The sequence below is a fragment of the Ectopseudomonas oleovorans genome, from assembly GCF_029845265.1.
In the GTDB taxonomy this organism is placed as follows: Bacteria; Pseudomonadota; Gammaproteobacteria; order Pseudomonadales; family Pseudomonadaceae; genus Aquipseudomonas; species Aquipseudomonas oleovorans.
Window position 1 is genome coordinate 25,233 of the sequence record NZ_JAOCLK010000043.1, and the last position, 12,123, is coordinate 37,355.

At 62.2% G+C, this 12,123-nt stretch carries 9 protein-coding genes and 4 tRNA genes; all 13 read left to right on the forward strand.

Translation table 11 applies throughout. The features are described from left to right. Nucleotides 1-69 precede the first annotated feature (69 nt). The 13 genes from astA to N5J71_RS18340 all read left to right on the forward strand — a co-directional run bounded on the left by astA (nt 70) and on the right by N5J71_RS18340 (nt 12,092). A complete protein-coding gene (astA, locus tag N5J71_RS18280; protein ID WP_003461888.1) occupies nt 70-1,086 on the forward strand; it encodes an arginine N-succinyltransferase in 1,017 nt (338 codons plus the stop codon). A gap of 63 nt (nt 1,087-1,149) precedes the next feature. Next, complete coding sequence (gene astD / locus N5J71_RS18285) at nt 1,150-2,613, forward strand: succinylglutamate-semialdehyde dehydrogenase (RefSeq protein ID WP_003461886.1); 1,464 nt, start codon at nt 1,150-1,152, stop codon at nt 2,611-2,613. Beyond that, the gene (gene astB, locus N5J71_RS18290) at nt 2,613-3,959 is read left to right on the forward strand and encodes an N-succinylarginine dihydrolase (protein WP_279917378.1); all 1,347 of its coding nucleotides are present in this window, start codon (nt 2,613-2,615) and stop codon (nt 3,957-3,959) included. Before astD ends, astB begins: the two co-directional genes overlap by 1 nt. Before the next feature lie 26 nt (nt 3,960-3,985). Continuing rightward, nucleotides 3,986-4,264 (forward strand): hypothetical protein, encoded by a 279-nt coding sequence (locus tag N5J71_RS18295; RefSeq protein ID WP_003461883.1) that lies wholly within the window; start codon nt 3,986-3,988, stop codon nt 4,262-4,264. A 92-nt stretch (nt 4,265-4,356) separates the two neighbouring features. Beyond that, nucleotides 4,357-5,370 (forward strand): succinylglutamate desuccinylase, encoded by a 1,014-nt coding sequence (gene astE, locus N5J71_RS18300; RefSeq protein ID WP_074860093.1) that lies wholly within the window; start codon nt 4,357-4,359, stop codon nt 5,368-5,370. Between the two features lie 160 nt (nt 5,371-5,530). Continuing rightward, nucleotides 5,531-6,535: a low-specificity L-threonine aldolase gene (ltaE, locus tag N5J71_RS18305; RefSeq protein WP_003461880.1), complete on the forward strand. Its 1,005-nt coding sequence runs from the start codon at nt 5,531-5,533 to the stop codon at nt 6,533-6,535. Nucleotides 6,536-6,874: 339 nt separating this feature from the next. Further along, nucleotides 6,875-9,499, forward strand: a complete 2,625-nt coding sequence (gene alaS / locus N5J71_RS18310; protein WP_003461879.1) for an alanine--tRNA ligase — start codon at nt 6,875-6,877, stop codon at nt 9,497-9,499. A 102-nt stretch (nt 9,500-9,601) separates the two neighbouring features. Then, nucleotides 9,602-10,840, forward strand: coding sequence for an aspartate kinase (locus tag N5J71_RS18315; protein WP_039964807.1), 1,239 nt, complete (start codon nt 9,602-9,604; stop codon nt 10,838-10,840). A 190-nt stretch (nt 10,841-11,030) separates the two neighbouring features. Next, nucleotides 11,031-11,216, forward strand: coding sequence for a carbon storage regulator CsrA (gene csrA / locus N5J71_RS18320; RefSeq protein ID WP_003244478.1), 186 nt, complete (start codon nt 11,031-11,033; stop codon nt 11,214-11,216). Nucleotides 11,217-11,277: 61 nt separating this feature from the next. Further along, nucleotides 11,278-11,368, forward strand: a tRNA-Ser gene (locus N5J71_RS18325). Nucleotides 11,369-11,579: 211 nt separating this feature from the next. Continuing rightward, nucleotides 11,580-11,656, forward strand: a tRNA-Arg gene (locus N5J71_RS18330). Between the two features lie 212 nt (nt 11,657-11,868). After that, nucleotides 11,869-11,945 (forward strand) — tRNA-Arg (locus N5J71_RS18335). A 70-nt stretch (nt 11,946-12,015) separates the two neighbouring features. Beyond that, a tRNA-Arg gene (locus N5J71_RS18340) sits at nt 12,016-12,092 on the forward strand. Nucleotides 12,093-12,123 lie beyond the last annotated feature (31 nt).

Here is a 12,123-nt window from a genome sequence, read left to right on the forward strand (position 1 = left end):
GGCTGGAGTGGGCGCCCTTCAAGGGCAGAGGAGAGCGCCGGCGGCGCTCTTGAGGAATCTGGAGGCTTTATGATCGTTCGTCCCGTGCGCAGTGCCGACTTGCCGGCCCTGATCGACCTGGCTCGCAGCACCGGCGCTGGCCTGACCACGCTGCCGGCCAACGAGGAGCGCCTGGCGCACCGGGTCGGCTGGGCGGAGAAGGCATTTCGTGGCGAGGCCGAACGTGCCGATGCCGACTACCTGTTCGTCCTCGAAGACGATGCCGGCAAGGTGGTGGGCATTTCTGCGGTAGCCGGCGCCGTCGGCCTGCGTGAGCCCTGGTACAACTACCGGGTCGGCCTGACCGTCAGCGCTTCTCAGGAGTTGAACATCCATCGCCAGGTGCCGACGCTGTTCATGGCCAACGACCTGACCGGCAACTCCGAACTGTGCTCGCTGTTCCTGCATGCCGATCACCGCAGCGGCCTCAACGGCCGCCTGCTGTCGAAGGCGCGCTTTCTGTTCATCGCCGAGTTTCGCGAGCTGTTCGGCGACAAGGTGATCGCCGAGATGCGCGGTATGTCCGACGAGCGTGGGCGCTCGCCGTTCTGGGAAAGCCTCGGTCGGCATTTCTTCAAGATGGAGTTCTCCCAGGCGGACTACCTCACCGGCGTCGGCAACAAGGCCTTCATCGCCGAGTTGATGCCCAAGTTTCCGCTCTATACCTGCTTTCTGTCCGAGGATGCACGTGCCGTGATCGGCCGTGTGCACCCGGACACCGAACCGGCGCTGGCCATGCTCAAGGCCGAGGGTTTCAGCTACCAGGGCTATGTCGACATCTTCGACGCGGGCCCGGCTATCGAGGCGGAAACCGCGAAGATCCGCGCCGTGCAGGGCAGCCAGAATCTGGTGCTGGCCATCGGTACGCCGGGTGATGATGCCGAGCCGTTCCTGGTGCATAACCGCAAGCGCCAGGACTGCCGTATCACTGCTGCGCCTGCGCGTCTGGCAGCCGGCACCCTGGTGGTCGATCCGCTGACGGCCAAGCGTCTGCGCCTTTCCGCGGGTGATCAGGTGCGTGCTGTGACGCTGTCGGCGCACCGCTGAGTTATTGGTTTTGCGCGGCGGCCCAAGCCGGCCGCCGGAAAATGCTGGGAGTGGTAAAACAAGATGAACACTCATTACATCGCAGGTCAGTGGCAGCCCGGTCAGGGCGAGTCGCTGCAATCGCTCGACCCGGTCAGCCAGGCCGTGCTGTGGCAGGGCCAGGGCGCCACGGCGGCGCAGGTCGATGCCGCCGTTAGCGCTGCACGGGGTGCGTTCTCGCTGTGGGCCGCGCACTCGCTGGACGGCCGTATCGCCGTGCTGGAGCGTTTCGCCGCCTGTTTGAAGTCACGTGCTGACGAAGTCGCCCGAGCGATTGGTGAGGAGACCGGCAAGCCGCTGTGGGAAGCCGCCACCGAAGTGAACAGCATGGTGGGCAAGGTCGCCATTTCCATTCAGAGCTATCGTGAGCGCACTGGCGAGAAGAGCGGCCCGCTGGGCGACGCCACCGCCGTATTGCGGCATAAACCACATGGGGTGGTCGCGGTGTTCGGGCCCTACAACTTCCCCGGTCACCTGCCCAATGGGCATATCGTGCCGGCGCTGTTGGCCGGTAACTGCGTACTGTTCAAGCCCAGCGAGCTGACGCCGAAGGTGGCCGAGCTGACCGTGCAATGCTGGATCGAGGCCGGGCTGCCTGAGGGCGTGCTCAACCTGTTGCAGGGTGGTCGCGAAACCGGCGTCGCCCTGGCTGGCCACCCCGGTATCGACGGGCTGTTCTTCACCGGCTCCAGTCGCACCGGCAATCTGCTGCACGCCCAGTTCGCCGGGCGTCCGGATAAGATCCTGGCGCTGGAGATGGGCGGTAATAACCCACTGATCGTCGATCAGGTCGCGGACGTCGACGCGGCGGTCTACACCATCGTCCAGTCCGCGTTCATCTCGGCTGGCCAGCGCTGCACCTGTGCCCGCCGTCTGCTGGTGCCGCAAGGAGAGTGGGGCGATGCGCTGCTGGCGCGCTTGGTGCAGGTTGCCGGGCAGATCAAGGTCGGTCGCTTCGACGAGCAGCCGGCGCCGTTCATGGGTTCGGTGATTTCCTTGCAGGCCGCCGCGCAGCTGATGCAGGCCCAGCAGGAATTGCTCGCCAAGGGCGCCACGGCGCTGCTGGCGATGACGCAACCGCAGGTCGATGCTGCGCTGCTGACGCCCGGAATTCTCGATGTCACGGCCGTGAGCGACCGTCCTGACGAAGAATTCTTCGGTCCGCTGCTGCAGGTGATCCGTTACGACAGCTTCGAGTCGGCCATCGCCGAGGCCAATGCCACGGCTTATGGTCTGGCCGCTGGCCTGCTGTCGGACTCGAAGGCGCGCTTCGAGCAGTTCTGGCTGCATAGCCGCGCCGGCATCGTCAACTGGAACAAGCAGCTCACCGGCGCTGCCAGCACCGCGCCGTTCGGTGGTATCGGCGCGTCGGGCAACCACCGCGCCAGTGCCTACTACGCGGCAGATTACTGCGCCTACCCGGTGGCCGGGCTGGAAAGCGACAGCCTGAGCCTGCCCGCGACCCTGACTCCGGGAGTGACCCTGTAATGGCCGCCTATGAGATGAACTTTGACGGCCTGGTCGGGCCGACTCACAACTACGGCGGGCTTTCCTACGGCAACGTGGCTTCGCAGAGCAACAGTCAGGCGGCATCCAACCCCAAGGAGGCTGCCAAGCAGGGCCTGGCGAAGATGAAGGCGCTGATGGACATGGGCTTCAAGCAGGGCGTACTGGCCCCGCAGGAGCGTCCGGATGTCGCGGCGTTACGCCGCCTGGGCTTTACCGGCAGCGATGTCGAGGTGATCCAGCGTGCGGCACGCGAGGCCATGCCACTGCTGGTGGCGAGCTGCTCGGCCTCGAGCATGTGGACGGCCAATGCCTGCACCGTCAGCCCCAGTGCCGACACGGCGGACGGGCGCGTGCACTTCACCGCGGCCAACCTCAACTGCAAGTTCCACCGTAGCATCGAGCACCCGACCACCAGTCGCGTGCTGCAGGCGATGTTCGCCAACCCGGCGCACTTCGCTCACCACCCGGCGCTGCCGGCAGTGGCGCAGTTCGGTGACGAGGGCGCAGCCAACCACACGCGCTTCTGCAAGGGGTATGGCGACGCCGGGGTGGAGTTCTTCGTCTACGGGCGCAGCGCCTTCGACGCTCGCTATCCGGCGCCGGCGCGCTATCCGGCGCGACAGACCCTTGAGGCCAGCCAGGCGGTGGCCCGTCTGCATGGGCTAAGCGAGGCGGGTGTGGTCTACGCCCAGCAGAATCCGGCGGTGATCGATCAGGGCGTGTTCCACAATGACGTGATCGCCGTGGGTAACGGCGAGGTGCTGTTCTATCACCAGGATGCTTTCCTCGAAACCGACAAGGTGCTGGCCGAGCTGGGCGACAAGCTGGCTCGTCGTGGCGGCAACTTCCAGGCCGTATGCGTGCCAGCTTCTGCTGTCAGCGTGCAGGACGCGGTGCGCTCCTACCTGTTCAACAGTCAACTGCTGAGCCGTGCCGACGGCAGCATGCTGCTGGTGGTGCCGGAGGAATGCCGGAACAATGCCAGCGTCTGGCGCTATCTGCAGCAGCTGACGGCCAGCGGCGGGCCGATCCGCGAGGTGCGCGTGTTCGACCTCAAGCAGAGCATGCAGAATGGCGGTGGCCCGGCGTGCCTGCGCCTGCGCGTGGCGCTCAACGAGCAGGAACTGGCAGCGGTCAATCCTGGCGTGGTGATGAGCGACGCGCTGCACGATACCCTGGTGGCCTGGGTCGGCAAGCATTACCGCGACCGCTTGAGCGAAGCCGACCTGGCCGACCCGCAATTGTTGATCGAGTGCCGCACGGCATTGGATGAACTGACGCAGATCCTTAAACTGGGCTCGGTCTATCCTTTTCAGATAGCCTGAACCTGACCTCGATTCCCGGAGATTTTATGAGCGACGCGCTGCAACTGATTCTTGAAGATAACGACGGCACCCAGCTGGAGACCTCCTGCAGCCGCTTTGCTGTGGTCTGGCAGGGCAAGGAGCTGTGGGTCCAGGCGGTTGGCGATCAGTTGCTGATCGGCGTCGACGTGGAGGAGGGCGATACCGAGTACGTCAACCTGCTGCTGCGTCCGCAGGCTACCAACCTGGTCAGCCTCCAGTTGGAGATGGAGCCGATGATCGCCGATGAGGACGATCATGTTCATGGCCCGGACTGCAATCACTGATCGAACCTTGTAGGAGCGAGCTCTGCTCGCGAAAACGCTTGTTCGCTCGCGACGCTCGCTTCTACCAAAATGCTGCGAACCAAGGAGTCCCCATGCTTGCCCTCGGCAAACTGCTTGAACTGACCCTGGCCGGCCATGAGCCGTCGGCGAAGATTCAACTGACGCCCGATGGTACGCGTCTGCGTTGGCTCGACGAAGGTGCGCTGGAGGTGACGCCGCCTGCAGCGCGCGACAACGGACTCGACCTGCTGCTATCGGCCGGCGTCCACGGCAACGAAACCGCGCCAATCGAGCTGCTCGATCGTCTGCTGCGCGGCATCGCGCGCAATGAACTGCATCCGGCGGCGCGTATTCTCTTTCTGTTCGGCAATCCCGAGGCCATGCGCCGCGGTGAGCGCTATATCGAGCAGGACCTCAATCGCCTGTTCAGTGGTCGTCACGAGCAATCCAGTGGCTTCGAGGCTATTCGCGCCTGCGACCTGGAGCATCTGGCCGCCACCTTTTTCGGCAAGCAAACAGGCCGCACTCGCCTGCATTACGACCTGCACACCGCCATTCGCGGCTCGAAGATCGAGCAGTTCGCCCTCTATCCCTGGCAGGAAGGTCGCGCCCATTCGCGGCGTGAGCTGGAGCGCCTGCGTGCTGCCGGCATCGAGGCGGTGCTGCTGCAGAACAAGTCTTCGATCACCTTCAGCGCCTACACCTATGCGCAGCTTGGTGCCGAGGCTTTCACCCTGGAGTTGGGCAAGGCGCGCGCCTTCGGCCAGAACGAGTTGGTCAACCTCGACCTGCTGGAGAATGCGCTGCACGCTCTGATCGAAGGGCGCGAAGTGATCAGCGGTGAGCCGACGCTCGATGGCTTGCAGCTGTTTGCGGTATCACGTGAGGTCATCAAGCACAGCGACAGCTTCCAGTTGCACCTGCCGGCGGATATCGAAAACTTCACCGAACTGGAGCCCGGTTACCTGCTCGCCGAAGACATCGCCGACAGTCGCTGGATGGTGGAGGAGAAGGGCGCGCGGATCATTTTCCCCAACCCCAAGGTCAAGAACGGCCTGCGCGCCGCCATTCTGATCGTTCCGGACGATGGCGCCGGCCTGGCGTAGCGGCGTTTGTGGGAGGGGCTTTAGCCGCGATGCTGCGGCGTATTGATCGCCGCTGAAGCGCCTCCCACGGCTATCCGCGATTTTGCCCTCAACTGTATCTTCCACCGTCCGAGCGACCTCTTTAGCATGGGCCTTTCGCCAATTGCCGGGAAAGCCTGTCATGCCCCTGATCGACCTGCGTAGCGACACCGTCACCCAACCCACCGCTGCCATGCGCGAAGCCATGATGGCTGCCGAGCTGGGTGACGATGTCTATGGCGAAGACCCCACGGTAAACCGTCTGGAGACCTGGCTGGCCAATGAGCTGGGCTTCGCTGCGGCGCTGTTCGTCCCCACGGGCACCATGAGCAACCTGCTCGGCCTGATGGCTCATTGCGAACGGGGTGACGAATACATCGTCGGCCAGCAGGCGCACACCTACAAGTACGAAGGCGGCGGCGCGGCCGTGCTCGGTTCCATTCAGCCGCAGCCGATCGACGGTGAAGCCGACGGCTCGCTGGATCTGGCCAAGGTCGAAGCGGCGATCAAGCAGGATGACTTCCACTTCGCCCGCACCCGCTTGCTGGCCCTGGAAAACACCATGCAGGGCAAGGTGCTGCCGCTCGACTACCTGGCCGCCGCCCGTGAACTCACTCGGCGTCGTGGCCTGAGCCTGCACCTCGATGGTGCCCGCCTGTACAACGCGGCGGTCAAGCTCGGTGTGCCGGCGCGCGAGATCACCCAGCACTTCGATTCGGTCTCGGTATGCCTGTCCAAGGGGCTCGGTGCGCCAGTCGGCTCCGTGCTCTGCGGCAGCGCCGCCTTGATTGCCAAGGCGCGCCGTCTGCGCAAAATGGTCGGCGGTGGTATGCGTCAGGCGGGTGGATTGGCAGCGGCGGGCTTGTATGCGCTGCAGCATCAGGTTCAGCGTCTGGCCGATGACCACGCCAACGCGGCGCATCTGGGCGGCGCCCTGGCCGAACTGGGCTACAGCGTCGAGCCAGTGCAAACCAATATGGTCTACGTGCAGCTCGGCGAGCGTGCTGGGCAGATCAAGTCCTTCATGGCCGAGCGCGGTATCGTCGTCAGCGCGGCGCCGCGGCTGCGCCTGGTCACTCATCTGGATGTTGACAGCGCAGATATCGAGCGTGTGATCGAGGCGTTCGCCGCTTTCCGCTCTCATTGAGCAAGATGCCGGCAGTTCATAGCTGTCGGCTATCAACAAGGTACTAGCCGCAGGCGACAGGCCCGATATAATGCGGCCCTTTGCAGACTGCGTGAAAACTACTGCACTCGGTCATGCTGCGTTAAAAACCGGCTCAGAATGCTCATTTACAACTCGTAAACTCGTTTGCGAGCCCAGTGCGTTCTTCGCCGGTTTGATTCGCTGGCGCTCACCCTTCGGGCCAGCCTTTGGCTGTTACTCCCGTTGGTCGTGGCGCCTTGCCTGACCTTCGCTCGCTACGTTTTCACTTTGTCTGCTTCGCCGGCTTTGCCGTGGCCGCCTGATTCCGTGGATATCCCTATGAAAAGCGCAGAAATCCGTGAAGCCTTCCTGAGCTTCTTCGAAGAAAAAGGGCACACCCGTGTCGCTTCCAGCTCGCTGATTCCGGCGAACGACCCGACCCTGCTGTTCACCAACGCGGGTATGAACCAGTTCAAGGACTGCTTCCTGGGCCTGGAAAAGCGCGCCTACACCCGCGCCACCACCAGCCAGAAGTGCGTGCGTGCCGGCGGCAAGCACAACGACCTGGAAAACGTCGGCTACACCGCGCGTCACCACACCTTCTTCGAAATGCTGGGCAACTTCAGCTTCGGCGACTATTTCAAGCGTGATGCCATCCATTACGCCTGGGAATTCCTGACCTCCGAGAAGTGGCTGAACCTGCCCAAGGAAAAGCTCTGGGTCACCGTCTACGCCACCGATGACGAAGCCTACGAGATCTGGAACAAGGAAATCGGCGTTCCAACCGAGCGCATGATCCGCATCGGCGACAACAAGGGCGCGCCATACGCTTCCGACAACTTCTGGGCGATGGGCGACACCGGCCCGTGCGGCCCTTGCACCGAGATCTTCTTCGACCACGGCGAGCACATCTGGGGCGGCCCACCCGGCAGCCCGGAAGAAGATGGCGACCGCTACATCGAGATCTGGAACAACGTCTTCATGCAGTTCAACCGCACTGCGGACGGCGTATTGCACCCGCTGCCGGCGCCGAGCGTGGACACCGGTATGGGCCTTGAGCGCATCAGCGCCGTGCTGCAGCACGTCAACTCGAACTACGAGATCGACCTGTTCCAGAACCTGCTGGCCGCTTCGGCCAAGGCCATCGGTTGCGCCAATGAAGGTCAGGCCTCGCTGAAAGTGGTCGCCGACCATATCCGTTCCTGCAGCTTCCTGATCGCCGACGGCGTGACCCCGTCCAACGAAGGCCGTGGCTACGTGCTGCGCCGCATCGTGCGTCGCGCCTGCCGTCACGGTAACAAGCTGGGTGCCAAGGGCAGCTTCTTCTACCAGATCGTCGCTGCGCTGGTGGCCGAGATGGGCGAAGCCTTCCCTGAACTCAAGCAGCAGCAGGCGCACATCGAGCGCGTGCTGAAGACCGAAGAAGAGCAGTTCGCCAAGACCCTGGAGCAGGGCCTAAAGATCCTCGAGCAGGACCTGGCTGGCCTGCAGGGCTCGGTTATCCCGGGCGATGTGGTGTTCAAGCTGTACGACACTTACGGTTTCCCGGTCGACCTGACTGCCGACATCGCCCGCGAGCGCGAGCTGTCGGTGGATGAGGAAGGCTTCGAGCGTGAAATGGAAGCGCAGCGCGAGCGCGCCCGCTCCGCCAGCGCCTTCGGCATGGACTACAACGCCCTGGTCAAGGTCGACGCCGACACGCGCTTCCTCGGCTACGAAGGCACCAGCGGCAGCGGCAAGATCATCGCCCTGTTCAAGGCCGGCAGCGCCGTCGACAGCCTCGCCGAAGGCGAGGAGGGCGTGGTGGTGCTGGATCAGACGCCGTTCTACGCCGAATCCGGTGGTCAGGTCGGTGACTGCGGTTACCTGGAAAGCGCTGGCGTGCGTTTCGATGTGCGTGACACCACCAAGGCCGGCGGCGCCTTCCTGCACCACGGTGTGGTGGTCAAGGGCGGCCTGAGTGTCGGCGCCAGCGTCAAGGCTGAAGCCGAAGCCGGCGTGCGTCAGGCCACCGCGCTGAACCACTCCGCGACCCACCTGCTGCATGCCGCGCTGCGTCAGGTGCTGGGCGATCACGTGCAGCAGAAGGGCTCGCTGGTCGACAGTCAGCGCCTGCGTTTCGACTTCAGCCACTTCGAGGCGATTAAGCCCGAGCAGATCAAGCAGCTGGAAGACATCGTCAACGCCGAGATTCGCAAGAACTCCGAGGTCCAGACCGAAGAAACCGATATCGAAACCGCCAAGGCCAAGGGCGCCATGGCGCTGTTCGGCGAGAAGTACGGTGATCAGGTGCGCGTGCTGAGCATGGGCGGCGACTTCTCTGTAGAGCTCTGCGGCGGTACCCACGTATCGCGAACCGGCGACATCGGTCTGTTCAAGATCACCAGCGAAGGTGGCGTGGCCGCTGGCGTGCGTCGTATCGAAGCGGTCACTGGTGCAGCCGCGCTGGCCTGGCTCAATGGCGCCGAGGAGCAGCTCAAGGAAGTCGCTTCCCTGGTCAAGGGCAGCCGCGACAACGTGCTGGACAAGCTCTCGGCCCTGATTGAGCGCAACCGTCAGCTGGAAAAGGAGCTGGAGCAGCTCAAGGCCAAGGCCGCCAGCGCCGCCGGTAACGACCTGGCCCGTTCGGCCGTGGACGTGAAGGGCACCAAGGTGCTGGCTGCGCGTCTCGATGGTCTGGACGGAAAAGCGCTGCTGGCGCTGGTCGACCAGTTGAAGAACAAGCTAGGCAGTGCTGTGATCCTGCTCGGCGGTGTGTTCGACGAGAAGGTGGTGCTGGTCGCTGGTGTGACCCAGGATCTGACCGCCAAGGTCAAGGCCGGTGATCTGATGCGCCAGGCCGCTGCCGTCGTCGGTGGCAAGGGTGGCGGTCGGCCGGACATGGCTCAGGGCGGCGGCGTTGATGCCGGTAAACTGGATGAAGCCCTGGCTCTGGCCGCTACTCTGGTCGAGCAGGCTTCGTAACGAGCGAGAAAGCGGGGCCCGCAGTGCGTCCGGCGGGCCTTGGCAGTATGACCCGATGCGGGTTTAATGGGCGCCCTTCGAGGATTCAGGCGGCTTTTTGAAATGGCTTTGATCGTACAGAAGTTTGGGGGCACCTCCGTCGGCACCATCGAGCGTATCGCGCAGGTGGCTGACAAAGTGAAGAAGTTCCGCGAGAACGGTGACGACATTGTCGTCGTGGTTTCCGCCATGAGCGGCGAAACCAACCGCCTGATCGATCTGGCCAAACAGATCACCGATGGCGAGCCGGTTGCGCGTGAGCTGGATGTCATGGTGTCCACTGGTGAGCAGGTGACCATTGCCCTTCTGGCCATGGCGCTGATCAAGCGCGGCGTGCCTGCGGTGTCCTACACCGGCAATCAGGTGCGCATCCTTACCGACAGCGCGCACAACAAGGCGCGCATTCTGCAGATCGATGACCAGAAGATTCGTACTGAACTCAAGGCCGGTCGCGTCGTCGTCGTCGCTGGCTTCCAGGGTGTCGACGAGCACGGCAATATCACCACCCTCGGTCGTGGCGGTTCCGACACCACCGGCGTGGCTCTGGCTGCTGCGCTGAAAGCCGACGAGTGCCAGATCTACACCGACGTCGATGGTGTCTACACCACCGACCCGCGTGTGGTGCCCAAGGCCCAGCGTCTGGAAAAGATCACCTTTGAAGAGATGCTGGAAATGGCCAGTCTCGGTTCCAAGGTGCTGCAGATTCGTTCGGTGGAGTTCGCCGGCAAGTACAACGTCCCGCTGCGCGTCCTGCACAGCTTCCAGGAGGGGCCGGGCACCCTCATTACCCTTGATGAAGAGGAATCCATGGAACAGCCGATCATTTCCGGCATCGCTTTCAATCGCGACGAAGCCAAGCTGACCATCCGTGGGGTACCGGATATCCCCGGTATCGCCTTCAAGATTCTCGGCCCGATCAGCGCCGCCAACATTGAAGTCGACATGATCGTGCAGAACGTCTCGCACGATAACACCACCGATTTCACCTTCACCGTGCACCGCAATGACTACAACAACGCCCTCGGCGTGCTGCAGAAAACTGCAGACGAGCTGGGCGCCCGTGAAGTGGTCGGCGACACCAATATCGCCAAGGTGTCCATCGTCGGTGTCGGTATGCGCTCCCATGCCGGTGTTGCCAGCCGTATGTTCGAAGCCCTGGCCAAGGAGGCCATCAATATCCAGATGATCTCCACCTCTGAGATCAAGGTGTCCGTGGTGATCGAAGAGAAGTATCTGGAGTTGGCGGTACGCGCTCTGCATACCGCTTTCGAGCTGGATGCTCCGGCCCGACAGGGCGAGTGATTCAATTGATTTGAAAGGCGCGGCTGGTTCCGCGCCTTTCGTTTTTTTGACTGGTACGTGGGAACTTTCTTTCTACGCGGGCTGGTCAATACTTGGGTGGAGGCTTCGGGCTTGATTTAGCAGGAAGCCGGCACCATTTTCTTTTTGCAGACTGTTGTCCTGAGAAATGTAATCCGTTGAGGAGAAAGGAATGCTGATTCTGACTCGCCGGGTCGGAGAGACCCTGATGGTCGGTGATGATGTGACTGTCACCGTGTTGGGTGTGAAAGGTAACCAGGTGCGCATTGGGGTCAATGCGCCAAAAGAGGTTGCCGTACACCGTGAAGAAATCTACCAGCGCATCCAGAAAGAGAAGGGTGACGAACCAAGCCACTAATTTTTCTACAAATTTTTGTTTGCAAACGGGGAAAACATGTTTATCATGCGCCCCGTGTTGCGGAGAGGTGGCCGAGTGGCCGAAGGCGCTCCCCTGCTAAGGGAGTACACCTCAAAAGGGTGTCGGGGGTTCGAATCCCCCCTTCTCCGCCATTATTCGGCGAGTCAGGCGTAAGCCTGGCTGGCGAATCAACCAGAGGTGATCTGGTATAAAAACACCAAAGATCTCGCGAAAGCGTAGCGAGCGAAGGGTAGGCGAGGCGAAAACGAGCGAAGAAGCGCAGTTTAGTTTTCTAAATGAGCATTATGAGTTCGGTTTCAACGAAGCATACCCAAGTGCAGTAGCTTTCGAGTGATCTGTAACGGACTCATAGCTCAGCTGGATAGAGTACTCGGCTACGAACCGAGCGGTCGGAGGTTCGAATCCTCCTGAGTCCGCCATATTGAATGGCTTGCATCGCTGCAAGCCATTTTGTTTCAACCAGTGGTGATCTGGTCTAAAAGCGCCATAAGGTCGCACGAAAGCGTAGCGAGCGAAGGGTAGGCGAGGCGAAAGCGAACGAAGAAGCGCAGTTTAGTTTTCTAAATGAGCATTCTGAGTTCGGTTTCAACGAAGCATAACCAAGCGCAGTAGCTTTCGGGTGATCTGTAACGGACTCATAGCTCAGCTGGATAGAGTACTCGGCTACGAACCGAGCGGTCGGAGGTTCGAATCCTCCTGAGTCCGCCATATTAAATGGCACTGCAGCGATGCAAGGTCATGTTTCAGCCAGTGGTGATCTGGTCAAAAAGCGCCAAATGGACTCATAGCTCAGCTGGATAGAGTACTCGGCTACGAACCGAGCGGTCGGAGGTTCGAATCCTCCTGAGTCCGCCATACCGAAAGGGCCTGCAGCAATGCAGGCCCT